Raw genomic sequence first — 24,551 nt, forward strand, 5'->3', positions numbered from 1 at the left:
TGGCTCTATTTGTCCTACGCTGCCCCTGATCCGCAACCCTGGCAAATGAGAACGATGTGTTCTCCGTGTGAACGATATTTCCGCGCCTTCGTTGCACGCGGGATGGGCAGAATTGCCAGCAGTTTGCCTGTGTATCGATCATCTATGCATATAAAATAAGCATACAAAATAACGGCTATTTTGTGTGCAATTTTATCTTGCCTTGAGGGTTGGAATTGGGTCTTATGCAACCAATCAAGCAAAACCATCAGGGGGAATAGATGATTTTAACGCGCAGGTTGTTGTCTAGAACGTTGGCGATTGCCGCCTTCGGTGCGGTCGCGGGCTTTTCGCTGCCGGTGACGGGTGCTCATGCTGAAACGCCGGTGAAATTCACGCTTGACTGGAAATTCGAGGGACCGGCCGCCGGTTTCCTGCTGGCGCTCGACAAGGGCTACTTCAAGGCCGAAGGCCTCGATGTCACCATCGACAGCGGCAACGGCTCGGTCGAGGCGATCCCGCGTGTTGCGACCGGTGCCTATCAGATGGGATTTGGCGATATCAACTCGGTGATGAAGTTCCTCGACGAGGATCCTAGCCAGAAGATCAAGGCCGTTTATATGGTCTATGAGCGCCCGACTTTCGCGGTGGTCGGCCGCAAATCGCTCGGCGTCACCGGCGATCCGAAATCGCTGGAAGGCAAGAAGCTCGGCGCACCACCACCGGATGGCGCCTTCGCGCAATGGCCGGCCTTCAAGCAGGTGGCGGGCCTCGATGACAGCAAGATCAAGATCGAATCGATCGGTTTTCCGGTGCGTGAACCGATGCTCGCCAAGGGCGATGTCGATGCCGTTTTCGGTTTTGCCTTTTCCGTCATTCTCAATCTCAAGAAACAGGGCATTGCCGATGACGATATCTCGACCATTCTGATGGCCGAGCACGGGTTGAATCTTTATGGCAATGCGGTGCTGGTAAACACTGATTTCGCTGAGAAAAACCCTGATGCCGTCAAGGGTTTTCTGAAAGCACTGGCCAAGGGCTTTGCCGATTCGGTCAAGACCCCGGAAGAGGGCGTGGCGGCGGTGCTGAAGCGCAACGAGACGCTTGATAGCGCCATTGAGCTTGAACGCCTCAACATGGCCAACAGCATGAATATCAAGACGCCCTACGTGGTGGAGAACGGCATGGGCGGCGTCGATCCGGCCCGGCTTGCCGCCTCTCTGGATACACTCAAGGTTTCCATGGGCCTGAAGGGCAACGTCAAGGCCGAGCAGGTCTTCGATGCGGCCTACCTGCCGCCCAAGGAAGAACGCATGCTTCCCTGAAGAGGATTGTAGCGCGAGTGGGTGCGGCCTGCTTCTTCTCCCCGCCGGGGAGAAGTCCGCGGCAGCGGGATGAGGGGGCAAGCTCTCCTGACGTCTCTGCCGTTGCCCCTCATCTAACCTTTCGGGCCACCTTCTCCCCGGCGGGGAGAAGAAACTGGCGGCGATGCCGAGTACGGCCGCTGCCTTTGAAAATGGGCAGGAAAACGAAGGCCGTAAGCGCCCATTCCTGCCGAAGACATAGGGGACTTCGTTGTCACATCTCGTGGAAATAGACAGTGTCGACATGCGCTACGGTGGCTCTGCCGGCACGCTTGCCGTCTCCGGCCTGAACCTGACGGTCGACAAGGGTGAATTCGCGGCGGTCGTCGGCCCGTCGGGCTGCGGTAAGTCCACGCTGATGAAGCTGGTGACAGGGCTGCATATTCCGCAGAGGGGCAATGTCATCGTCGCCGGACGGCAGGTCACCGAACCCGTCTCCATCGTCGGCATGGCGTTTCAGAACCCGACGATGCTGCCCTGGCGCACGACGCTGGAAAACATCCTGCTGCCGCTCGAAATCGTTGAGAAACACCGTCGCCGGCTGCGCGCCCACAAGGCGAGCTATGTCGCGAAAGCCGAGCGTCTTCTGGAAATCGTCGGCTTGAAGGGGTTTGGCTCCAAATACCCTTGGCAGCTTTCCGGCGGCATGCAGCAGCGCGCCAATCTCTGCCGGGCGCTGATCCACGAACCGGAACTGCTGATGCTTGACGAGCCTTTCGGCGCGCTCGATGCCTTCACCCGCGAAGAGCTGTGGTGCGTCATCCGCGATCTGCACGCTGCGCAGCGCGTCACCATCATTCTCGTGACCCATGATCTGCGCGAAGCGACCTTTCTGGCGGACAAGATTTTCGTCATGAGCGCAAGGCCCGGCCGGGTGTTGGCGGAACACCGCGTGCCGTTCGCCCGTCCGCGCCAGCTCGATATCATGTATGACAAGGGTTTCAACGACATGGTGCAGGAACTGCATGGCGAAATCGCGCATGCGAGGGTGGCGGCATGAGCGCGATCATGGAAAGCTCTGTGGCGGCCGAACCGCGCAAGCCGCTGATTGAGCGGGTCAACTGGGTGAAGGCCGCGCCATGGCTTTATACGCTGGCGCTTTTCGCATTGTGGGAACTGCTCGTTTATGCGTTGAAAATGCCGCCAACTATTCTGCCGTCGCCGATCAGGGTCGGGCAGGCCATCGTGCAATATTGGTCGCCGATCTGGAAAAATTCGTTGCAGACGCTCTACACCACGACACTGGGTTTTGCCATTGCCGTCGCCGCCGGTCTCGCTATCGGCCTGTTCATCGGCTGGTCGAAGACCATCTATGCGGGTCTTTATCCGCTGATGATCGGTTTTAACGCCATCCCGAAGGTGGCGCTGGTGCCCATCCTCGTCATCTGGTTCGGCATCGGCACGGTTCCCGCCGTTCTGACCGCCTTCCTGATTTCCTTCTTTCCCATCGTCGTCAATGTCGCCACCGGGCTCGCCACCATCGAGCCGGAGACCGAAGACGTGTTGCGCGCACTCGGCGCAAAGAAGATGGACATCATGCTGAAGGTCGGCATTCCGCGATCCATGCCCTATTTCTTCGGGTCGCTGAAAATCGCCATCACGCTCGCCTTCGTCGGCTCGGTCGTCTCGGAAACCGTCGCCTCCAATTACGGCCTCGGCAATATGATGAGTTCGGCGCAGAGCCAGTTCAACGTGCCGCTGGTCTTTGCCGGCCTGCTGATGCTCGCAGTGGAGGGTATTGCCATGTATGCGGTCATGGCCTGGCTGGAAAAGCGCATGACTGGCTGGGCCCATCGTTCGACCATGGGGCAGTGAGAGATGCAGCACGGGCGCAAAAAACACCCGTGCTGACCATGGGGTACAAAATTAATGCGCCGCCATTTCCTCAACGATGTCAGCGCCGTCCATCAGGAAGGGGTAATAAGTCGGCCAATTGGTAACTTCGTCCAGAAGCGCCTTGCGGTCGTTGCCCCAATAAAGATGATAATGTCCGGCCTTCTTCGGTGCGATGGTGTGGTCGCTAAACTGGATGAACTGCGGTGCGGCCTCATCGCCGGCGGTTTTCTTGAAGATGTAACGAACGCCGCGGTTGCCCTTCTTGTAGGTTAAAATCTCCTGGCCGTCGCTGACATAGGTGCCCTTGGTCGGCTTGCCTTCCTTATAAAAGGTAACGCTGTCGGGCGCGATCACGATGCGGTTGACATCGGTCTTGTAGCCGATTTCGTAATAGGCGCGGTATTCTGCGGCGGTCTTGTCGCCATGAGCTGCCTTTTCAGCCATGACGGAATCCAGCGAACCGTTCAGCAGGTAAGGATAGACCGACTGCCAGTCGCCTTCCCAGTCGGTCAGCGGGCGCGGCTTCACCTGCGCATCTTCGAAATATCCCTTGTAAATCTGCGTTTCAGCCTCGGTCATCTGGCTGTGGTCATGACCATGGTCATGGCTGTGGGCAGCGGGTTTGTCGCCGCCGGCAGCCGTTGCCGCGGCAGCCGCCACCAGCATGGAACCAAGTGCGAGCGCGCCGGTGACGCGGGTCAGTGTCTTCTGCATTGTTTCGGCCCTCTTCAGTCTGCGATCAAAAAAAGTGAGTAACGTAATAACATTACATTTCGACCTATAGAGGCGTCTTTGACAGGATGCAAGGGTGGGTGTTGACGTCGGATCATGAAAAACGCGATGGCTATTGAGCCACCGCGCTTAAAATATGCGGGCAGGATTAACCGTCAGGCCTCAGGCAGGCTGTGCGCTCACCTCAGCCTTGCGTTCGTCAAAAGCGAGCCGCATGGCTTTTGTCACGTCGCGCGTCGTTACGAAATAGTTGTCGCTGCGCACCCAATACCGCAATTTAACGGTGGCGCTGTCGGCGGTAACGGAATCCACGAATGTAACCGGGGCGGGGTCGAGCAGGATACGACTTTCCGAACGCACCACGGTCATCAGCATATCCTGCGCGGCAGCCATATCCTCGTCGTTCTTGACAGTCAGGCTGAGTTCGTGGCGGCGTGAAGGAAAGCGGCTGTAATTGGTGATAGGCACGTTCCAGAGTGTGGAATTCGGCGCAAGCCGGTAAAGCCCGTCACTGGTCTTGAGTTCGGTGGCGAAAAGCCCGATTTCGATGATCGTGCCGCTGACCGTGCTGGTTTCGATATATTCGCCAACCCGGAAAGGGCGCAACACAAGCAGCATGATGCCGGCGGCAATGTTTTGCAGCGTGCCTTGCAGCGCAAGGCCGATGGCGAGGCCGGCAGCGCCGAGGGCGGCGAGAATCGAGGCAGTCTGCACCCCGAACTGGCCAAGCACCATAACGATGACCAGAATGAGCACGACATAACGGATGCCGCCCGCGAAGAAACCGGCGAGCGTCGCATCGAAACCGCGAATGCGTGACAGGCCTTGAAACGCCCAGCGTTGCAGGAAGGCGGCGGCCAGCCAGCCAATGATCAGCAGCAGCAGCGCACCAATGACCGAAAAGGAATATTGCACCGCCAGCGCGCTCGCCTGCCGTACGGCCGTCTGCGATGCGACGAGGATATCGGTTGCCTGTTGTTCCATGAATTATCCCGTGATTTTATTGCCGTTCAGGTTTGGTAACGAATGGGTGCCGCAGCGGTTCCGCCCAAAATCGGGCCTCAGCCGGCAAGCGGCAGCACGAAAGGCACGTTGCCATCGGTATCCGCCCCGCGGCCGATCGCCTTGATCGCCTTGATAAGCCTACCTTCGCGCCGCAGCAGCCGGTCGCCGATGGCGATGATGCGGGAATTGGGCGTGACATAGGGTGAAACGGTGCGCAGGCGTTGCGCAAGCTCAGTCTCGTCCTGATCAGGATAAAGGCTGAGTGTGGCGATGACAGCGGCGGCCGGCGAGCGCGAGATCCCCATCCAGCAATGGATGAGCAGCGGCGCGGACTGATCCCATTCCCCCGCAAAATCGATCAGCTTCAATACATGTGCATCATCGGGTGCAATGAGATCGCCGGTGCCCTTGAAGGCGATATCGTTCATGGCAAGCGTCAGATGCCGCTCGGCGGCGATGACGGCCGGGCGGTGAAAGCTCTGCTCCCTGGCAATCAGCGTCACCATTTCGCGGGCCTTGTGCTTTACGGCCATTTCGGCGATCCGCGACAGCGGCGATACAACGATGCAGGTCATACTGCGCCCCCGGTTCTGGTCACGCGCAGCGTCTCGATTGCCTCGAAGCGGGCGATGAACAGTCTTTGCGCCTCCGTCGAGGGAAGGGGGATGATATCGAACATATCGCGGGTGATGCCGCGCGGCAGGCCGAAGAATTTCTGCGCCTCGGCGGTGGAAAAACCGGCAAGCTCGGTCGCTTCGAAAAAGGCGGCCACTGTGTCGGCCTTCTTGATGCGATCCTTCAACTCGCGGGACGCATGCGGCGGCAGGCCGAAACGCAGATGCACGGCGGCTTCCAGCCGCTTTTCCACGGTCTTGTAACCGCCGCCGACCACGGATTTGAACGGCGAGATCATGTCGCCGATCACATATTCCGGCGCATCGTGCAGAAGCGCCATCTGCATCTCGTCAGGCGTGGCACCCGGGCACATGCGGCAGAAAATGGTCTCGACGATGAGGCAATGCTGGGCGACGGTAAAGGCGTGGTCGCCGCGCGTCTGGCCGTTCCAGCGGGCGACGCGGGCAAGGCCATGAGCAATGTCGGAAATTTCCACATCGAGCGGGGAAGGGTCGAGCAGGTCGAGCCGTCGTCCCGATAGCATGCGCTGCCAGGCGCGCGGACTTTTTGCGGGGGCCACTGTTAGTCCTCCGCCCGAGCCGCCGGATCGGCCGCCGGGAATGAAAGCCCGCTCCACGCTGGCAGGGCCACGCTTACCGCGACATTGTCGGCAAGAAGCGGCGTGCCGGCGGCAAGCGCATCGGCAACGCGGTCGGTCCGCACGATGGCAAGGGCCCTGTTGCCGTAGACGGTTCCCAGTGCACCGACGAGTTTTCCATTGGCGGTAATCTCCGTCCCGCTGGCGGGAAGCGTGCCATCGGCCGAAACGGTCACGACGCGCCGTCTTGCAGTGCCGCGATGTTTCATGCGGGAAACGACTTCCTGGCCAACGAAGCAGCCCTTCTTGAAGGAAACGCCGTCATTCACATCCATCAGCACATCATGGGGAAAAGCATCCTGCAGCGCATAATCTCGGCCGGATTCGGCAATGCCGTGCTCGACGCGCAGCGCCTCATAAGCTGCAGCCTCGCCAGAGGCGGATGCGCCGGGCACACGCCAGAGATCGACACTCGCCTTGGCGAAACGGTCATCGCGCACGCCTGCCTCCGCCGCGCTGTCCCCCCAGAAAACGCTGATGCCTTCAACGGTCTCGGCTTTCAGCTCGACGGGCGCGCGCAGTTTGTACATGGTCAGGCGGCGCAGCAACGCGTCCTGTTCGGTGGCACCCGTTTCAACAAGATAATCTCCACCGTCGCGCCAGATCAGGAAATCGAACAGGATTTTGCCCTGCGGCGTGAGAAGCGCCGACGCACGGGCTTCGCCCTCCGGCAGATTTTCGATATCGGCCGTGATGAGATTGTTCAGAAACTCTTCGGTGCCGGTGCCGGAAACCCGGATCAGGCGGCGGTCGACAAGAAAGGCGGAAGGCATGGCGTCACCGTTCGGTTCATCGAGACTGCGCGATATCAGGCAAAATGCAGATGCACTTTGCCGGAATGCTCATTTCGCACAGTTAGGATTTTTACCCGAGAACGGCAAGCGCCGGGATGCGATCAATCGCCGGCGGTGAAGAACTTCCATTTGCCATCGGGCGAAATGCCGATGCGGTAGAAGCTGTAATTGCCATATTCCTGCATGTCCGCCAGATCGCCCGCCGTGATGATGCGCAGCAACTCGACCTTTTCCGGCGCAGTCAGCGTATTCAGCGGTTTTCCGGCGAAATAGGGGAAGACATAGGCTTCGTCAGGGGTGCCGGCATCGATATGGGCGTAACCGGTCGATAGCAAATCGATGATGATCGCCAGCACTTCCAGGCCATCAGGATCACCGGAATAGCTTTTCAGCGCCGCGATCGGGTCTTCGCTGTCACTGCCGTCGATGCGGAATTGATTCTGTCCGGCAACGATGAAGGGCCGCAATTTCTCGATATCGCCTGACGCGGCGGCATCGATGATCTGCTGGCGCAGCTTGCGCACGGGCTCGGGCGCCTTGGAAATATCGTGCTCGATGACAACGGACATTTCCGGCGTCGTGTCGGGCTTGGCGGATTGCTGGTTCGCTTTGCCGGCGGAACGGTCGACCAGCGGGTCGGGCAGGGGAATGCCATCCGAATCGCCTTCGACTTCGTCGGGCTCCGCAGGCTGTGCCTGCTGCGGCTGTTCGCCGTTTTGTGCCTGCGGTTCGCTTTCACCCTTTTGCGCCGGCTTCAGCTCGGAAAGGGCAAAGGCTTTCTCAGGCAGGCCGATAGGGCCGGCGGTGAGCGCAAGCAGGATGGACAGCAGGGCGGAAGAGCGCAAAAGCCCCTTGCTCAGGCAAGACATGATAGACTCCGGCTTTACTGTATGATCCGTTGCGGCGAAAATTCGCCCTGAAGCATACGCTGGCGCAGCGATTCCAGCATTGCTTCCGCGCCGGCCTCGCCGTGGATACGGATGGTTTCACGCATGGCCAGAGCGATCGCGGCATCGGCGATGATCTCAGGCTCGATGCCGTCGGCCATGCCGTCAGCCCATGCCTCGTTCTGGTGCTCCAGAGCGACCTGCATCTTTTCATGCACGATCATATCGTCGATTTCGTTACGGCTCGTCTGCATTTTTCATCCTCGACAGGGCGGGCAAGTCCTTACCACCCTGTTAACAACACTAGCAGCCTTTTATCAAAACGGCACGGGCTGCGGCGAAAAGAGGTTAATAAACCTTTAATTTCCGAACCTGGACGCGATTTCCTGCGCGAGTGTTGCCCCTTCGTTACGGTAGTTCTCTTCTGCCATGATGGCGGCACGTGTGCAACTGGTGTGGATGGCTGCAAAGGAGCGGTATCCACGGTTGAATGCAGCCGTCATGCGCTGGCGTCGTTCGGGTTCGCTCGCCGTGTCCGCAGCCAGAAGGTCGCTCATCGATTTGCGCCAGTCCTCCGGTCCGGAAGAGGGGCACAGCGTTCTCAGATATTGCACCGCGCCCAATATTTCCGAAAGCCGCGCCAGCTTGTCGTCATAAGGGGCAGGTTTGGGCGGCGCCGCTTCCGCAGGACGTGCCTCGGAAGCGGATTTTGAAGGCTGCGCATAAGCGACGCCTTCTTGCCCTGATATGGCAAGCATTGTCAGAAAAAGAGACAGGAAGATGGTTGGTCGTATCAAAATTCTATTCTGCCCCACACATACTCGTGAACTGTTGGCTCGTGACCATCCGGCGGGCGGATCGGTCCTAGATAATAGCGATTCTGGCTGGCTGGCAATCATGCAAGCAGGCGCTCGGCACATTCGACAACGCTTTCGGGCGCCGGCAGAAGGCGAATCTCCGCCAAGGTGTACCAGCCCGCATCCGCCGCATCATCACCCACTGTCACCAGCGGATCTGCATCTGTTTCCACGGTGAAGACTGATAGGAAATAGTGGCTCGTCAGCACGCCTTTAGCGTCACGGGTGGGAAGATCGTAGGTCGCGAAAAGCTGCGGCCTGCGGGCGATGATACCGGTTTCCTCGTGCAGTTCGCGCAATGCCGTTTCGTCCGGAGTTTCCCCTTCTTCGGCCCGTCCGCCGGGAAAGGCGAACATGTCCTTGGAGGGCGGGTTGATACGGCGCACCAGAAGCAGCCGATCTCCGTTCCTGACGATGGCGGAGGAGGCGGCACGGGGCTTGATACGAAGGGTCATGAATGGTTTCGCTTGTTTCGGCCGTTTCCGGCCTGTCTATCGTGGTATCGTGGCCCGGAAAAATCGATTCCGGTTTCCGCGCCGATGGTTATAGTCCGGAACAGGCGAGATTGTGCAGACTAAAGACGGTGGAATGAAGGTCTATCTTATCTATGTTCTGGCGGCCGTTGCCGAAATCGCCGGCTGTTTTTCCTTCTGGGCATGGCTGAAACTCGGCAAGACCGGCTGGATATTGCTGCCCGGCATGGTGGCGCTGGCCGCTTTTGCGTGGCTTCTGACACTGGTCCCGACAGAGGCGGCGGGCAGGGCATATGCCGCCTATGGCGGGATCTATATTGCCGCCTCGCTGTTCTGGCTCTGGGGCGTGGAAGGCCATGCGCCGGACCGTTGGGATATTGCCGGCGGCGTCGTCTGCCTTGCCGGCACCGCCATCATCCTGTTCGGACCACGGGGTTGAGGAGAAGGCCATGTGCGGACGTTTCGTGCTAAAGGCAACGCCCGAAGAGATCGCCGATTATCTCGATCTTATCGGCCTTGAGGATTTTCCCGCCCGTTTCAACATCGCGCCGACCCAACCCATTCTGGTCGTCATGGAAGGCGAGCGGCAGGAGCGCGGCAGCAACCTGCCCAACCGCCGGGCCGTGCTGGTGCGCTGGGGTTTCATGCCGGGCTGGGTGAAGGATCCGAAGGACTTTCCGCTGCTCATCAATGCCCGTTCCGAAACCGCAATCGGCAAGGCCTCCTTCCGAGCCGCCATGCGCCATCGCCGCGTGCTCATCCCGGCAACCGGCTTTTACGAATGGCGACGCCCGCCAAAGGAGGAGGGCGGCAAAGCCCAGCCCTATTTTATCCGCCCGAAAAACGGCGGCATCGTTGCTTTCGCCGGCCTCATGGAAACCTGGTCTTCTGCCGACGGCTCGGAGGTCGATACCGGCGCGATCCTCACCACCGCCGCCAATGCCGCGATCGGCCGTATTCACGATCGTATGCCCGTTGTCATTGCGCCGGAGGATTTCAGCCGCTGGCTGGACTGCAAGACCCAGGAGCCACGCGAGGTCGCTGATCTGATGCGACCGGTTCAGGATGATTTCTTCGAGATGATTCCGGTCTCTGACAAGGTCAACAAGGTCGCCAATGTCGGGGCCGATCTCATCGATCCGGTGCCGGAAAGCGCGCCGCTGGCGAAGGTCAGGCCGGCGAAGGATGACGGGCAGATGTCGCTGTTTTGAGGCGTTTTCTGTGCCTAGAGACTAGAGCTGAGCGTTGCCGCGGCCTTCAGCCGTTCAGCCCGATTTTCTGCAGGCCTTCCTGGATCATGATGTCGGAATAAACGCGGTTGCGGCCATTCGCCTTGGCGAGATAGAGCAACTGATCCGCCGCATTCAGCTGGTTGTCGAAGGGCTCTCCCTTTTCGATCTCCACGACACCGAGTGAAATTGTCAGTGCCAGGCTGCTGCCGCTCAGCTGCCGGCCGTTCTTTTCCACCTGTTCGCGCAGTTCCTCGCAGAAGGCATAGGCAGCCCGCGCATCCAGCCCGCGCAGGAACACGGCAAATTCCTCACCGCCGAGACGGGCCGGGATATGGCGTCGCTCGTCGCACATGCCCTGCAGCAGTTCGGCCAGCTTCTTCAGCGCCCTGTCGCCGGCATCGTGCCCCAGCGTGTCGTTGATCTTCTTGAAATGGTCGATATCGAGAATGGCGACTGCGCCGCTTTCGTCATTGGCATTGATGACATCCATCAGCGCCCGCGTGCGCTCGAAGAAGGAGCGACGGTTGGGCAGGCCGGTGAGGTGGTCCCGTTCGGCCAGTTCACGCAGGCGCTTGAGCTGCTTCAGTGTCTCGATATTGTTGTCGATGCGGCACTGCAATTCTTCCGGTACGAAGGGGCGGTAGACGAAATCCGACGCGCCGGCCTTGAGGAAGCTTGCCGAAAGCAGGCGGTCCGTGGAGGAGGATATGCCGATCACCCGCAGGTCTTCGGAGGACCTGCTGTCGCGGATGCGTCGCGTCAGTTCATAACCGTCCATATCAGGCATGTGGTAATCGGTAATGACGAGCTGGATCGACGGGTCCTGCGAGAGGATTTCCAGCGCCCGGTTGCCCGAATGGGCCTCGCTGACCTTGAAATTCTGCCGCTCCAGAATTTCCACGAGGCCGGAGCGTGCGGTGCGCGCATCATCGACCACCAGAACGGAAAAACGCTTGTTGGTCATAATCCGGTCGACCGTCTTGACCACGGCATCAACGGTGCGATGGCCGTCCTTGACGATATAGTCGATGATCTTCTTTTCGGCATAACGCTTGCGCGCTTCCTCATCCACCGTTGCAGTGAAGACGATGGCCGGCACCTTGCGCTCGGATAGAAGCGTCAGAATTTCCCCCTTCGGCGCATCGGGCAGGTTGAGACCCGTCAGCGCCAGCGTGAAATTATTGGCCTGCATCAGGGCATCGGCCTCGGCCATGCTGGCGCAATGGACGACCTCGGCTTCCGTTTCATCCGAAAGCCGCGTCCTCAGCAGCATGGAAAGAGCAACGGAATCTTCAATCAGAAGGATTTTATCCTGCATGGCCGTCCCAAGCCCCCCTGGCCCGTCTCCCCAGTCTTTCCTCAACGCCGAATATTCGTCATTCGCGTATCCGCGAATTCGAAGGCCAGCTTATGCATTGTTGTGGAAAAATGCGGAATAGAAAAGTTCTTTTGTATTCACTAATCTATACGTTGGCGCTCGTATAGCCTTCTTGTCGAAGGCGGGCTTTGTACTGCAGTTTCGTTGCGGCTTCGTTACGGAAGTCGGCCATTTCTATGAATAGTTTGCGATCGACAATATCGCGGGGTGCAAGAAACAAAAACGGCGCCTGCAAAAGGCGCCGCGCGATTGTTGATCTTCCGTCAGGATTTCTCCGTTTTCCGGAAAATCCCCAATATCCGCTGATATCAGAAAAATGAATGTTTTCAGGCGGTTTTGGCGGTGGGCTTACGCTTCAGCATCAGGGCTGCGGCAGCAACGGCCTTCAGTCCGAGCGGGCGGTAGTGGCTCTTGAGGTCGGGCTTCGCCTGCGGCTGTGCCTTCGTCTCGTTCGTCATTTCTCTCTCTCCACAATTCACGCCAATCGCCTTTGCGATGCGTGTGAGCCCCTTCTTTCGAGGCTAATCTTGACGGATTCGAGGCGAAAGAGACGAAGACGGTTTTTCAGGCTGCGACATTTTGCGTCACATCCTGCACCGGCTTGTCTGGCAAAAAATAAACCTGCGGTTTTAAATGCCGCGATCGAGGCCGTTGCCGCCATTGGCATCGTCATGCGCGTCTTCCTCGATGGTCAGCGTACCGTAGCGGCGATGCCAGAGGCGGGCGCTGATGGGAATGAAGACGAGATAGGCGGCGACCGTCAGAACCAGAACTTCCCAGGTGAAGCTCATCAGCATCGCCACATAGAGCACGACGACGAGGATCATGGGTAGCACCAGATCACGGCGGATGCGGGTACTGGACTTCCCCGACCAGACCGGCAGGCGGCTGATGAGAAGATAACCGATCAGGACCGTATAGGCGGCGGCGACGTAAGCGAAGGGCTTGTCCGGCTCCACGCCGAGGAAGCCGAGATAGACTGGCAGAAGCACCAGCATCGCGCCCATCGGGGCCGGAACACCGACAAAAAATTCGCTCTGCCAGGGCGCCTTCACCGGCCGCTCGATCATGACGTTGAAGCGCGCCAGGCGCAGGCCGGCGGCAATGACATAGATGAGAGCGCCGATCCAGCCGATCGAACGCGCCTGGTCGAGCAGATAGATATAGACGACGAGAGCAGGAGCGACACCGAAATTGACAATGTCGGCAAGCGAATCCATCTGCTCGCCGAATTTGGAGGTCGCCTTCATCATGCGGGCAACACGCCCGTCCACGCCGTCGAGAAAGGCGGCGAGGAGCACCATGCCGACGGCGAGTTCAAAGCGGCCTTCGATGGCAAGGCGTACGCCGCTCAAGCCTGCGCAGATCGCGAGAACGGTGATCAGATTGGGCACCAGGAGCCGAAAGGGAATCTCCCGCAGCCGGGGCCCACGGCCGCTATCACTGCGGCCATCCTGTTTTCCGTTCTGCTGTGACTCTGCTGCCGGCGTTTCCATGCGCATGCCCTTCCTGTTTATCCTTAGCCGCGACGGCTAAGGACCGGACCCTTGGCCGAGCCGAATTCGGCAAGCACGGTCTCACCGGCGATTGCCGTCTGGCCAACCGATACACGCGGCTCGAAACCTGCGGGAAGGAAGATATCGAGGCGCGAACCGAAACGGATAAGGCCGAAACGCTCACCGGCATCAACAGGTTCATTCGGCTTCACCCAGCAGACGATGCGGCGGGCGACCATGCCGGCGATCTGCACCACGCCGACCTTGCCATGCGAGGTCTCGATGACGAGGCCGTTGCGCTCGTTGTCTTCCGAAGCCTTGTCGACTTCGGCATTGAGGAAGAGGCCGGGACGGTAAGCGACATTGACGATGCGGCCACGTACCGGCGCGCGGTTCACATGGCAGTTGAACACGTTCATGAACACCGAAATACGCACCATCGGTTCCTTGCCGAGTTCCAGTTCCAGCGGCGGAACGACACTCTGCACGGCCGAAACCTTGCCATCGGCCGGGCTGATGATGAGGTCGTCATCCTGCGGCGTGACACGCTCGGGATCGCGGAAGAAATAGGCGCACCAGGCCGTCAGCACGAGACCGACCCAGAAGAGCGGTTCGGCGATCCAGCCGAGCACCAGCGATGCGACGAAGAAGGCCGCCACGAAGACATAACCTTCCTTGTGGATCGGTACGATGGTGTTGCGAATGGTGTCGAACAGATTCATATGGTTCCTTGCTCCGGTTTTTGTCTGCGCCTCCATATGTGGTCTTCATACGACACGATCCATACGGGCATGCGACAAACTTCGCCTTGCTGGTTACAGCCAAACGTCCCGCCCGGCAATGGCCCGGCGGGTCTCCCACCCCGGTTCCCCCGGAGTTTATGCCGAGTTTATGCCGTCAATGCGCCGGTTCGCCGCGGTCCACCACGCCGAGATCGTCGCTTTCGCGAACATGGCGCAGCATCTCTTCGGCGCGGATCGCCTCGCGCTGGCGGCTCCACATCGAGGCGTAGAGGCCATCATGCGCCATCAGCGAGGCATGCGTTCCCCGCTCGGCGATCAGCCCTTCCTTCAGCACGATGATTTCGTCCGCATGGATGACTGTGGAAAGACGATGGGCGATGACCAGCGTGGTGCGGTTTTTCGAGACGATGTCGAGGGCGCTCTGGATTTCCTGCTCGGTATGCGTATCGAGCGCCGAGGTCGCCTCGTCGAGGATCAGGATCGGCGGTGCCTTGAGAATGGTCCGGGCAATCGCCACGCGCTGCTTTTCGCCACCCGAAAGCTTCAGTCCCCGTTCGCCGACCATGGTGGCGTAACCGTCCGGCAGCTTGCCGATGAAGGCGCTGATCTGCGCCGCATCCGCCGCTGCCTTCAGCTCTTCGTCGGTGGCGGAGGGGCGGCCGTAGCGGATATTGTAGGCGAGGGTGTCGTTGAACAGCACGGTATCCTGCGGCACCATGCCGATCATCGAGCGCAGGCTCTTTTGCGTCACGTCGCGAATATCCTGCCCGTCGATGGTAACGGCGCCCTCCTGAATATCGTAGAAACGATAAAGCAGCCGCGAGATCGTCGATTTTCCCGCACCGGAAGGGCCGACGATCGCCACCGTCTTGCCCGCCGGCACATCGAAGGAAACGCCCTTGAGGATCGGTCTTTCAGGGTCGTAGGCAAAATGTACGTCGCGGAAGGAGATCGCGCCGGGGCCTGCTGCAAGCGGCTTCGCATCCGGCCTGTCGGTAACTTCGGCCTCTACTTCCAGAAGATCGAACATCTGTTCGATGTCAGTCAGGCCCTGGCGGATTTCGCGGTAGACGAAGCCGATGAAATTGAGCGGCACGGAAAGCTGCAGCAGCAGCGCATTGACGAACACGAAATCGCCGATGGTCTGCTCGCCGCGCTGCACGGCCAGTGCCGACATCACCATCATGATCGTGGAGCCGATGCCGAAAATCACGCCCTGGCCGAAGTTCAGCCAACCGAGCGAGGTCCAGATCGAGATCGCAGATTTCTCGTAACGCTCCATGGCGACGTCGAAACGCCGGGCTTCCATCTCCTCATTGCCGAAATATTTCACGGTCTCGAAGTTGAGAAGCGAATCGATCGCCTTGGTATTGGCGTCGGTATCGCTGTCATTCATGGCGCGGCGGATGCCGATACGCCAGTTGCTGGCCCTGACCGTGAACCAGATATAGGCCCAGACGGTGACGACTGTGACCAGCACATAGGAAAAACCGTAGGACGCCCAGAAGATGATGGCCGTCAGCAGGAATTCGATGAAGGTCGGCGCCGTATTGAGAATGGTGAAGCGGACAATGGTTTCGATACCCTTCGTGCCGCGCTCGATCACCCGCGAAAGCCCGCCGGTCTTGCGCTCCAGATGGAAACGCAGCGAAAGCCGGTGCATGTGCACGAAGGTACGATAGGCGAGCTGGCGCACCGCATGTTGGCCGACGCTGGCAAACAGCGAATCGCGCAGCTGGTTGAGCCCGACCTGGATCAGCCGCGTCAGATTATAGGCGATGACCAGCGCCACCGCGCCGAGCAGGAAGGCCGGAACCAGCCCTGCCATGTCGAGCTTGCCGTTCAGCGCATCCGTCGCCCATTTGAAGAAATAAGGAACCGCGATCAGCACCAGCTTGGCGACGATGAGGAATACGGTTGCCCAGATCACCCGCATCTTCAGGTCCCACCGGCCCTCCGGCCACATATAGGGCCAGAGATTAATCAGGGTCTGGGTCGGATTGCTGGAATCCGCCGAAATGGTTTTTTTCTTCGTGGCCATCATTCTCTCCGGTCACTGCCGGAAGCCGACAGCAGGACGGCGGCTTTGGTCAAGCCGCCGCGCGTGTCACAGATAGGATCGTTGCGGGTTCACCGCAACGCCTTCACATCCTCAGGAGCCGCTCTTCAGCCGCTTGCGGTGGAGTTCCTCCGCGTTCGGCAGTGCCTCTTTCGGCACGCCGAAAATCTGGCCGGGCTCGATCAGATCGGGGTTTCTGATCTGGTCCTCATTCGCGAGGTAGATCGTGGTGTAACGCACGCCCTGTCCGTAAACGCGCCGGGAAATCTGCCAAAGCGTGTCGCCGCGGCGGATGATGACGCTGTTCTGGCTTTCGGCAAGCGGTGCCTGCTCGAAGGTCTGCGGGCCGGCAGGGGCCTGCGGCGCGGGCGCAGGCGGAGCGATGATGTGCAGTTCGGCGAGGCGGCTTGCCAGCGAGGCGATGCCCTTGCCGATGGCGGCCACATCGTTCGGCCAGGCTTCGACCGTCGCAAGCAGCTGACGCGCCTTGCCCGTGATATCGCCGGCAAAAGCGGTGAAGTCAGGCTCCGTGGCAGCGGCAGTGCGGAACTCGGAGAGCGATTTCAGCGCGATCACCACCGCGGAGCGGCCGGCAATGGCCTGATCGAGCGCCGGCGTCGCCTGATCCTTGTAAAGATTGGAGAGGATGCCGAACGCCTTGGCGACATCGGTGCGCAGCTTTTCAAATGCGGCGCGGTCACTCGCCGTGCTCTGGTTTTCAGCCGGTGCCGCGGTCGTGTTGGCGGACGATGAGGCCGATGGGGCCTGCATGGCAACGGTTGCCTGATCGGTCTGTGGCCGCTCGAAGGGAACGCGCACGCGCACCTTCGCCGTGCCATCGGCATTCAGTTCCTCGACGGTGATGATGTGGCTGCCGACGGCCAGCTCAACATCGCCTTCGATGACGAAATGGCCAGAAGCCTCAGTCGTGCTCTTGCCGATTTCCTTGTCATCGACAAGCGCGCGAACGCTCGAACCGGCGGGCGCGGAACCCGCGACGAAGATCTTCGATCCCTCGAATTCGACGGCGGTGACCTGAACGCTCGACGTGAGCGGGGCAACGGCAGTCGATCCGGCAGCGGCGGGAGCGGCAGTGCCCGAAGAGGGCACGGGCGTATTGTTGGCGGTGGTTTCGGAGGTTGCGGCAGACGGTTGCGACGGCGTGGCCTGCTGCGGCTGGAGCGCTGGAGGTGCTGCCTCGGGCATGGCCAGCACACGGCTTGCCTTGCCGGGTTTGGAAACCATGGCCAGAAGCTCGCCCGACTTGTTCTGCGGTACGGAAACGGTCGCCACTTCCTCGGACTGCGTCGCCTTGCCGTTGGCATCGGTTGAACGCAACACCAGTTCATGATCGCCGGGCGGCAGGGGATTGTCGAAAACGGCGGCGAAATCGCCCGTGCCGTCGATGGTCGTCTGGGCGATCACCTTGCCGTTGCTCAGAATTTCAAGCTTTGCGCCGGGCTGCGCCTTGCCGGCGATCACGGCCGAACCATCGGGCTCGACGCGCAGCACGTCGAATGTCGGTGTGCCGGAAGAGGCCTGGGCGGCATCGGCGGGGGCGGCGGTCGGTTTTGCGGCTTCTGGCGCCCCATCGTCGGTGCCGGCAAATACGCCAGCCAGACGGCGGACCTGTGCTGCCGCGGCAGCCGCATTGTCAGGCAGGCCGCGCAGGAAGGCGGTAGTGCGTTCGGCCGCGGCACGCGCCGTGGTGATGAGCCGCGACGTGGTTTCGTCCAGCGACTCTGGAATGTCGATATTGGTCAGTTCCTTCAGCGAAGCCTCGACCTTTTTGCGGGCCGCTGCAAAATCGGCGTCGGACGGAACCTTGTTGTCGGCGAAAAGCGAGGCCATGTCCTTGATCGACTGGGTTGCGGAAGCCGCCCGACGGCCGACCTTGTCGGCAATGCTGGCCGTCTCCTCGGCCGCGTCGGAGAGGATGTCGCCCGCCTTGTCGGCTCCCATTTCAACGCTGTTCTTCACGGCGTTGCCAGCCTCGTTGATGGCGTCGCCGATCGGTTTGCCGTCGTTGGAAATCCTCGGCAGGACGAAAAAGATCATGAGCAGGGACGCAATGCCCAGCACGATCAGCGCCAGCAAACCGGCCTTATTGTTTTTCATCCTGAGTGCTCCGGGTATTTCAAGCTTTTCACACGAGTTGAGATTGCTAGCGTCTTACCCTTCGCCAGACAAGCGGCGAGTGGGCAAAAGGCCATATTTGCAAGGGATTTCCCAAATTTTCTTGACGTGCCGCATCGCACATTGTTCCTTCCCTCCATGACGGACAAAAATACAGCGATTCGATCCATCTGCGTTTATTGCGGCTCCCAGCCCGGACGTGACCCGGCTCATATGGAAGCAGGCCGCGCGCTTGGGAAATCCATTGCCGAAAACGGCATTCGCCTCGTCTACGGCGGCGGCACCAAGGGCATCATGGGCGCGGTTGCCAGCGGCGTTCTCTCCAATGGCGGCGAAGTGACCGGCATCATACCGGAATTTCTGGTCGATATGGAGGCAACACGCCATTCTCTCGGACAATTGAACGAGCTTGTCATCACCAAGGACATGCATGAGCGCAAACATATGATGTTCGAGCGCTCGGATGCCTTCGTGACCCTGCCCGGCGGCGTCGGCACTCTGGAAGAGATCGTCGAGATCATGACCTGGGCGCAGCTCGGCCGCCATGCCAAGCCGATGGTCTTCGCCAATATCAACGGTTTCTGGAACCCCATGCTGGAACTGGTGCAGCACATGCGCGACCAGGGTTTCATCCACCGCGCCCATCTTCTGAACCCGCTCATCGTCGACGAGGTAAAGGACATCGTGCCCGCCATCATCGACCGGGCGCTGGCGCAGCAGAACCCCGAAGGCGATCCTTCGGTGATTTCCCGGCTCTAGAGCGCGTCGCGTCTAGTCGTATTCATGTAACGCGCTCGTCCAAAACCGCTGCATATTTTGGCAGACAGGCGATGGACGCGATGATTGTTAACGGCCGCTGGCGGCTCGTTACAATTTTAAGTGTATATTAATACAGATTTAACAGCGGCATCGTTCCACCCGCTCTTTTCATGGCCCCGCGACTGATCCTGTGCCAGCCTCTCCAGAGGCGTTGGTGTTGCGGAATTTTCTTCTGCCGCCATGAAGTGGGTGGCATCAGACATGATTGCTTTTGTGATGCGGCTCAGGAGCCGGGCGCATTTTATTATTCAGAGACATCCCGGCAAGACTGGCGATGCCATCCTCGGTTCCGCCGCCCGCCGTCGGGTCGATGCGCGGGTGAGGCTTGGTATCGTGATCGCCGTCTTCGCCGCCATCTATGTCGTCGTCGCTGCACGGCTCGTCCAATATGGCCTTGCCGAACCCGTGGCGACGGCCTGGATCAATACCGGGGCCAATGCCGTCGCCTCCCGGCCTGATATTGTCGACCGCAACGGCATGCTTCGGCGACCGATCTCAACATGGTGTCGCTTTATGCGGATCCGCGCCGGGTGGTTGATCCCGATGAGGTGGTGGAGAAGCTAGCAAGCGTCATCCCCAATCTCGACTGGCGTGAAACGCATCGCCGGTTGCGTTCGGACACCGGCTTCCAGTGGCTGCGGCGCCAGCTGACGCCCCGGCAACAGGCGGATATTCTCAATCTCGGCATACCGGGTATCGGTTTCCGGCCGGAAAAACGACGGTTCTATCCGGGCGGGCCGGCCGCTTCGCATATTATCGGCCACGTCAATGTCGACAATCAGGGTCTTGCCGGCATGGAGCGATATCTCGACCAGCAGGGGCTGGCTGATCTGCGCGCCGTCGGCCTTGCCAGCGGCGCACCGCTGGAGCCCGTGAAGCTTTCCATCGATATGCGGGTGCAGAACATCGTCCGCGAGGTCGTCGTGAAGGCGAAGAGCGCCTATGAGGCGGAAGCTGCGGGCTCGGTCATCCTCGATGTGGAGACCGGCGAGGTGCTGGCCATGGCCTCGGTGCCGGACTACGACCCCAACGAACCGTCCCGCACCCTTGCCGATGGCAGCATCGACAGGGACTATGAAAAGGGTTGGTTCAACCGCATGAGCAACGCCACCTTCGAAATGGGGTCCACCTTCAAGAGCTTCACGCTCGCCATGGGGCTGGATGTCGGGGCGATCACCCTCAATTCGGTGGTGGACGCCTCGCGGCCGATCCGCATGGGCGGCTTCACCATCAAGGATTTCAAGGGCCGGAACCGCCCGCTATCGATCTCGGAAGTGTTTCAATATTTATCGAATATCGGCACGGCGGCGGTGGCCGACAAGGTTGGGGTCGAAGGCCACCAGCAGTTCCTGACGAAACTCGGGCTGCTGACGAAAATGGACACGGAAATGCCTGGAGTAGCGACGCCGACCCAGCCGAGAGTGTGGAAGAAGATCAATTCCGTTACCATCTCCTTCGGCCATGGCGTTGCCACCACGCCGCTGCAGACGGCGGTGGCGGCCGCAGCCCTCATCAATGGCGGCAACCTGATGTCGCCAACGTTCCTGCCGCGTTCGAAAGAGGATGCGGCCTCGATTTCACGCAGCGTCATCGAGCAGAAGACGAGCGCGGATATGCGCTACCTGTTCAACTGGAACGGCATCAAGGGTTCCGGCCGTGGCGCACAGGTGGAGGGATTTCATGTGGGCGGCAAAACCGGAACGGCCGACAAGGTGATCAACGGCCGTTACGCCAAGAATATCAATTTCAACGCCTTCGTCGCCGGTTTCCCCATGCACAAGCCGAAATACGTCGTGCTGACGATGATCGACGCCCCGAAGACCGGCGTGAATGGTGGACGCACGGCGGCATCGACAGCTGCCCCCATGACCCGCGAGATCATCGCCCAGACGGCAGGGCTTCTCGGTGTGAAGCCGCGTTTTGGTCATGACGCGACGCCGCAATTGCTGGTGGATTATTGAGCCCCGACTTGGTGAGGGAGGCGGCAATACGTCCGCCTACCGCTTGAGCCGCATCAGGCTGGAGCCGGTGTAGATCGCCAGCGCCACCCAGATCATCGCAAAGGCTGCCATCCGCACCATGTCGAAGGGTTCCTTGAAGATGAAGATGGCGATGAGGAAGATCATCGTCGGCGCGATATATTGCATGATGCCGATGGTCGACAGCCGCAGCAGCTTGGCGCCATTACCATAGAGAATAAGCGGAACGGCGGTAATCACGCCGCTTGCCGCCAGAAGCCATGTGTCGGCGGAATTGCCGCCCATGAAATGCGCCTGTCCGCTGAAGGCAAGCCAGATCATGACCAGCACGGCGGGGATGGAGAGAAGCATGACCTCCAGCAGGAAGCCCTGTGTGGCGCCGATCGGCAATGTCTTGCGGAAGAAGGCGTAAAAACCCCAGGACACGGTGAGCGCGATGGATACCCACGGCAGGCTGCCCGCATGCCAGGTGAGGATCGCAACGGCCAGCCCCACGAGGCAGATGGCGGCGATCTGCGCCGGATAAAGTTTCTCCTTCAGGAGAACGGCGCCGAGGAAGATGCTGAACAGCGGATTGATAAAATAACCCAATGCGGCGTCCAGCGCCCGGCCCGCACCGATCGACCAGATATAGACGCCCCAGTTGATGCTGATGAGGGCGGCTGTCAGGCTCGCCATGGCCAGCATTTTCGGATTTCTCAGCGCGGTTCTGATTTCCGCCGTGCGCCCGAGCGCAATCAGCACGACCGCCGCAATCGGCACCGACCAGATGACGCGATGCACGATGACCTCGATCGGCGAAATATGCGCGACCGCTTTCATGTAAAAGGGAAGGAAACCCCACAGCAGATATGCAGAGAGCGCGAAAGCAAAACCGCGCGCGCTATCGCCGCCCTCTTGGGCCGGGAGCGTTTTGTCGAGTGCCATGGGGAGTGCCGCCAATTGTTCGGATAATATTTTATACCGGATCGGCACTGCGGCGGCCAATTCATTTCCGTGAAGGGTCCATGAGAAAAACTGCACGAATAACAGGCGCCGTGCCCTTGAAATGAGCTCACGTCGCAATACGCCGGCTGATCTTCCCAGGAACCCTGCTTTAAATCACGTGTGAATCAATGTCTCATCAGGACGCCTCAAGCATCTGAAAAGACTCTCATTTCCCGGCAAAGCGATCGTTTGCGCGGATCAGCTGGTCAAGAATGCCGGGTTCGCTCAGCGCATGCCCGGCCGCTTCGATGATGTGGAAATCCGCCTTCGGCCAGGCCTTGGCCAACTGCCAGGCATATTTCAGCGGGCAGGGCATGTCATAACGCCCGTGCACGATGGCGCCGGGAATATCTTTCAGCCTGCCGGCGTCCCGCAGCAGTTGCTCTTCTTCCAGCCAGCAGTCATTGACGAAGAAATGGTTCTCGATGCGTGCAAAGGCGATGGCGTATTTATCCTCACCGAAATCATCCACACGGCTGGGGTCGGTGACGAGCGCAATGGTTGCACCCTCCCACTGGCTCCAGGCCTTGGCGCATTCCAGCTTTTTCGCTTCGTCGGCGCCGGTAAGATAGCGATTATAGGCCTGCATCATCTCACCGCGCTCCCCCTCCGGAATGGGCGCGATGAATCTCTCCCAGTGGTCCGGATACATTTCGGAAACGCCGAACTGATAATACCAGTCCAGCTCCGGCCTGGTGACGGTGTAAATGCCGCGCAGGACGAGTTCGCTGACGCGGTCGGGATGGGTCTCGGCATAAGCGAGCGCCAGCGTCGAACCCCAGGAGCCGCCGAAAACAAGCCATTTTTCGAAGCCGCAGAGTTCACGTAGCCTTTCGATATCGGCAACCAGATGCCACGTGGTGTTGGCCTCAAGCGCCGCATGCGGCGTGGAGCGGCCGCAGCCGCGCTGATCGAACAGGATGACATCGTAAAGTGCGGGATCGAAAACCCGCCGATGGGTGGGGTTTACCCCGCCACCCGGCCCACCATGCAGGAAAACCGCCGGTTTCGCGCCACGGGTGCCCACCCGCTCCCAATAGATCACATGCCCGTCGCCGACATCCAGCATGCCGGTTTCGAAAGGTTCGATCTCGGGATAAAAGCCGCGCAGTTCTTCAGTCATGTCTTATGGTCCTTCGGGCGGCCACGTGGCCGTGTCGTGATCCGGGTGCTGGTAGGAGGCGATCTCCGCCTCGTCGACGCTCTGCTCGATTGCCGGTTTGGAGAATAGCTGCTCGATCCAAGGCATGCGCTTGTGGATATTGACCTGCACCTGCGGCTCGATCTGTTCCGGATGATCAAAGGCGCCGATGGCGATCTCCACACCGCCGGGATAATGATAGGTGAGCGGCGTACCGCATTTATTGCAGAAGCCGCGATGGATTTTTGCCGATGAGCGGAAGAGGGTAGGCTGGCCGCGCGTCCAGGCCAGATGCGCCTGATCGGCGGTAACGAGCGCGCCGAAGAAATTGCCGAAATGTTTCTGGCACATGCGGCAATGGCAGATGGAGGGCCGGCCGAGTTTGCCCGCATGGAACCGCACGGCACCACATTGGCAGCCGCCGGAAAACCCTTTTTCACTCATTATCTTTTCTCCGGTGGCCAGTTTTCAGTGTCGTGGTCGGGATGCTGGTAGGAAACGAGGTTGGTGAGATAGTCTACCTGCGTCAGGTCGTCCTCGGTGGCGACGGCGGGCAGGGTGTGAAGCGTGTCGACGAAATCGATCTTGCGTTCCACGCCCCATTGAATGGTTGGCGGCAGGGCTGCTGGATCGTCAAACGCGCCGGCCGCAACCGCCACGCCATCCGGTGCCTCATAGGTCAGCGGCGTGCCGCATTCCGGGCAGAAACCGCGTTTGACGACACTGGAGGATTGAAACCGTTTCGGCTCGCCGCGCGTCCATTCGAATTCCACGTTGCGCACCGAAACGAGCGGCGCGTAATAGGCACCGAAGGCCTTCTGGCACATGCGGCAGTGACAGATGGAGCTGTCTTGCAGGTCGCCCGTGGCGCGAAAACGGACCGCGCCGCATTGGCATCCGCCGGTGTGGGTGGTCATGGTTGGTTCTCCTCTGCCGTTCGGATAATGTGAAGACAGACGTTGTCGATGTCTTTGAGGATATCATCGTTCCAGAAACGGAGGACGGTCCAGCCTAGTTCCTCAAGTGTCCGTGTTCTCTGCCGGTCGTAAGCTGCCGCAGCGTCTTCAGCGTGCTGAAACCCATCCAGTTCGACGATGATCTTATGTGACGGGCAGGCGAAATCAACGATATATCCGGAGACTGGCAGCTGGCGTCTGAAGGAGAGACCTGCAAGACGATGAGCACGGACCGCGTTCCAGAATTTCAGTTCGGCGTCGGTCAGAGCCTTTCGCATTTGCCGCGCATGTTCCCGGTGTTGGGGTTTGACCTTGGCGTGGGGCATGGGTCTGCTCGCGGCTTGACAGGTTGCGGCGAGATTGAAACATCGACAGGGTGAAAGCAAGGGCTCGTCGTGCGGCCTCACCCCCCTCTGTCCTGCCGG

Annotated in this window: 26 protein-coding genes and 1 pseudogene; 7 read left to right on the forward strand and 20 right to left on the reverse strand. The window is 59.9% G+C overall.

Features of this window, described 5'->3' with window-relative positions:
* Positions 1 to 260 precede the first annotated feature (260 nt).
* From GSF67_RS03830 to GSF67_RS03840, 3 genes are all read left to right on the forward strand, one after another.
* Positions 261 to 1,304 (forward strand): ABC transporter substrate-binding protein, encoded by a 1,044-nt coding sequence (locus tag GSF67_RS03830; RefSeq protein ID WP_035214837.1) that lies wholly within the window; start codon positions 261 to 263, stop codon positions 1,302 to 1,304.
* Positions 1,305 to 1,554: 250 nt separating this feature from the next.
* Entirely contained in the window at positions 1,555 to 2,343 is a 789-nt protein-coding gene (locus GSF67_RS03835; RefSeq protein WP_035216069.1) for an ABC transporter ATP-binding protein, read from the forward strand.
* Positions 2,340 to 3,158 (forward strand): ABC transporter permease, encoded by an 819-nt coding sequence (locus GSF67_RS03840; RefSeq protein ID WP_006314506.1) that lies wholly within the window; start codon positions 2,340 to 2,342, stop codon positions 3,156 to 3,158. Before GSF67_RS03835 ends, GSF67_RS03840 begins: the two co-directional genes overlap by 4 nt.
* Before the next feature lie 51 nt (positions 3,159 to 3,209).
* Here the strand turns inward: GSF67_RS03840 and GSF67_RS03845 are convergent, their stop codons facing one another.
* The 9 genes from GSF67_RS03845 to GSF67_RS03885 form a co-directional block, all read right to left on the reverse strand.
* Positions 3,210 to 3,893, reverse strand: coding sequence for a metal-binding protein ZinT (locus tag GSF67_RS03845; protein ID WP_006314508.1), 684 nt, complete (start codon positions 3,891 to 3,893; stop codon positions 3,210 to 3,212).
* Positions 3,894 to 4,073: 180 nt separating this feature from the next.
* On the reverse strand, positions 4,074 to 4,895 hold the full coding sequence (locus GSF67_RS03850) for a mechanosensitive ion channel family protein (protein WP_006314510.1): 822 nt from the start codon (positions 4,893 to 4,895) through the stop codon (positions 4,074 to 4,076).
* Positions 4,896 to 4,972: 77 nt separating this feature from the next.
* Complete coding sequence (locus tag GSF67_RS03855) at positions 4,973 to 5,491, reverse strand: tyrosine phosphatase family protein (protein ID WP_006314512.1); 519 nt, start codon at positions 5,489 to 5,491, stop codon at positions 4,973 to 4,975.
* Positions 5,488 to 6,111 carry a YfbR-like 5'-deoxynucleotidase gene (locus tag GSF67_RS03860; protein WP_006314515.1) on the reverse strand — a complete coding sequence of 208 codons (624 nt, stop codon included), beginning with the start codon at positions 6,109 to 6,111 and terminating at the stop codon, positions 5,488 to 5,490. Before GSF67_RS03860 ends, GSF67_RS03855 begins: the two co-directional genes overlap by 4 nt.
* Positions 6,112 to 6,113: 2 nt before the next feature.
* Complete coding sequence (locus tag GSF67_RS03865) at positions 6,114 to 6,962, reverse strand: folate-binding protein YgfZ (protein ID WP_006314517.1); 849 nt, start codon at positions 6,960 to 6,962, stop codon at positions 6,114 to 6,116.
* Between the two features lie 122 nt (positions 6,963 to 7,084).
* A complete protein-coding gene (locus GSF67_RS03870; protein ID WP_006314519.1) occupies positions 7,085 to 7,852 on the reverse strand; it encodes a hypothetical protein in 768 nt (255 codons plus the stop codon).
* A 14-nt stretch (positions 7,853 to 7,866) separates the two neighbouring features.
* The gene (locus tag GSF67_RS03875) at positions 7,867 to 8,124 is read right to left on the reverse strand and encodes a hypothetical protein (protein WP_006314521.1); all 258 of its coding nucleotides are present in this window, start codon (positions 8,122 to 8,124) and stop codon (positions 7,867 to 7,869) included.
* 105 nt (positions 8,125 to 8,229) lie between these two features.
* Positions 8,230 to 8,667, reverse strand: a complete 438-nt coding sequence (locus GSF67_RS03880) for a TIGR02301 family protein (protein ID WP_006314523.1) — start codon at positions 8,665 to 8,667, stop codon at positions 8,230 to 8,232.
* A 98-nt stretch (positions 8,668 to 8,765) separates the two neighbouring features.
* Entirely contained in the window at positions 8,766 to 9,182 is a 417-nt protein-coding gene (locus tag GSF67_RS03885) for an NUDIX hydrolase (RefSeq protein ID WP_006314525.1), read from the reverse strand.
* 133 nt (positions 9,183 to 9,315) lie between these two features.
* On the opposite strand from GSF67_RS03885, the gene GSF67_RS03890 reads away from it, so the two are divergent.
* Positions 9,316 to 9,639 (forward strand): YnfA family protein, encoded by a 324-nt coding sequence (locus GSF67_RS03890; RefSeq protein ID WP_035216073.1) that lies wholly within the window; start codon positions 9,316 to 9,318, stop codon positions 9,637 to 9,639.
* Positions 9,640 to 9,649: 10 nt separating this feature from the next.
* A complete protein-coding gene (locus tag GSF67_RS03895) occupies positions 9,650 to 10,411 on the forward strand; it encodes an SOS response-associated peptidase (RefSeq protein ID WP_006314531.1) in 762 nt (253 codons plus the stop codon).
* Between the two features lie 46 nt (positions 10,412 to 10,457).
* On the opposite strand, the gene GSF67_RS03900 is transcribed toward GSF67_RS03895, so the two are convergent.
* From GSF67_RS03900 to GSF67_RS03920, 6 genes are all read right to left on the reverse strand, one after another.
* Positions 10,458 to 11,750 carry a PleD family two-component system response regulator gene (locus GSF67_RS03900; protein WP_006314533.1) on the reverse strand — a complete coding sequence of 431 codons (1,293 nt, stop codon included), beginning with the start codon at positions 11,748 to 11,750 and terminating at the stop codon, positions 10,458 to 10,460.
* A 386-nt stretch (positions 11,751 to 12,136) separates the two neighbouring features.
* Positions 12,137 to 12,268: a hypothetical protein gene (locus tag GSF67_RS26210; RefSeq protein ID WP_006314540.1), complete on the reverse strand. Its 132-nt coding sequence runs from the start codon at positions 12,266 to 12,268 to the stop codon at positions 12,137 to 12,139.
* A 171-nt stretch (positions 12,269 to 12,439) separates the two neighbouring features.
* A complete protein-coding gene (pssA, locus tag GSF67_RS03905) occupies positions 12,440 to 13,306 on the reverse strand; it encodes a CDP-diacylglycerol--serine O-phosphatidyltransferase (RefSeq protein WP_035216083.1) in 867 nt (288 codons plus the stop codon).
* A 23-nt stretch (positions 13,307 to 13,329) separates the two neighbouring features.
* A complete protein-coding gene (locus GSF67_RS03910; protein ID WP_010971370.1) occupies positions 13,330 to 14,028 on the reverse strand; it encodes a phosphatidylserine decarboxylase in 699 nt (232 codons plus the stop codon).
* A 175-nt stretch (positions 14,029 to 14,203) separates the two neighbouring features.
* Positions 14,204 to 16,090: an ABC transporter ATP-binding protein/permease gene (locus GSF67_RS03915; protein ID WP_010971371.1), complete on the reverse strand. Its 1,887-nt coding sequence runs from the start codon at positions 16,088 to 16,090 to the stop codon at positions 14,204 to 14,206.
* Between the two features lie 111 nt (positions 16,091 to 16,201).
* Entirely contained in the window at positions 16,202 to 18,226 is a 2,025-nt protein-coding gene (locus GSF67_RS03920) for a LysM peptidoglycan-binding domain-containing protein (protein ID WP_006314546.1), read from the reverse strand.
* 156 nt (positions 18,227 to 18,382) lie between these two features.
* Between GSF67_RS03920 and GSF67_RS03925 the strand changes: the two genes are divergently transcribed.
* The gene (locus GSF67_RS03925) at positions 18,383 to 19,003 is read left to right on the forward strand and encodes a TIGR00730 family Rossman fold protein (protein WP_080817300.1); all 621 of its coding nucleotides are present in this window, start codon (positions 18,383 to 18,385) and stop codon (positions 19,001 to 19,003) included.
* A gap of 261 nt (positions 19,004 to 19,264) precedes the next feature.
* Positions 19,265 to 21,024 (forward strand): annotated as a pseudogene (locus tag GSF67_RS03930) (peptidoglycan D,D-transpeptidase FtsI family protein).
* Between the two features lie 36 nt (positions 21,025 to 21,060).
* Here the strand turns inward: GSF67_RS03930 and rarD are convergent.
* From rarD to GSF67_RS03955, 5 genes are all read right to left on the reverse strand, one after another.
* Complete coding sequence (gene rarD, locus GSF67_RS03935) at positions 21,061 to 21,969, reverse strand: EamA family transporter RarD (RefSeq protein ID WP_010971374.1); 909 nt, start codon at positions 21,967 to 21,969, stop codon at positions 21,061 to 21,063.
* Positions 21,970 to 22,195: 226 nt separating this feature from the next.
* Complete coding sequence (pip, locus tag GSF67_RS03940; protein WP_006314550.1) at positions 22,196 to 23,152, reverse strand: prolyl aminopeptidase; 957 nt, start codon at positions 23,150 to 23,152, stop codon at positions 22,196 to 22,198.
* Between the two features lie 3 nt (positions 23,153 to 23,155).
* Positions 23,156 to 23,614 carry a GFA family protein gene (locus tag GSF67_RS03945; protein ID WP_006314551.1) on the reverse strand — a complete coding sequence of 153 codons (459 nt, stop codon included), beginning with the start codon at positions 23,612 to 23,614 and terminating at the stop codon, positions 23,156 to 23,158.
* Complete coding sequence (locus GSF67_RS03950; RefSeq protein ID WP_006314552.1) at positions 23,614 to 24,087, reverse strand: GFA family protein; 474 nt, start codon at positions 24,085 to 24,087, stop codon at positions 23,614 to 23,616. Before GSF67_RS03950 ends, GSF67_RS03945 begins: the two co-directional genes overlap by 1 nt.
* On the reverse strand, positions 24,084 to 24,452 hold the full coding sequence (locus GSF67_RS03955; RefSeq protein WP_006314553.1) for an endonuclease domain-containing protein: 369 nt from the start codon (positions 24,450 to 24,452) through the stop codon (positions 24,084 to 24,086). Before GSF67_RS03955 ends, GSF67_RS03950 begins: the two co-directional genes overlap by 4 nt.
* Positions 24,453 to 24,551 lie beyond the last annotated feature (99 nt).

This window comes from Agrobacterium sp. CGMCC 11546 (assembly GCF_013365515.1).
Taxonomy (GTDB): Bacteria; Pseudomonadota; Alphaproteobacteria; order Rhizobiales; family Rhizobiaceae; genus Agrobacterium; species Agrobacterium fabrum.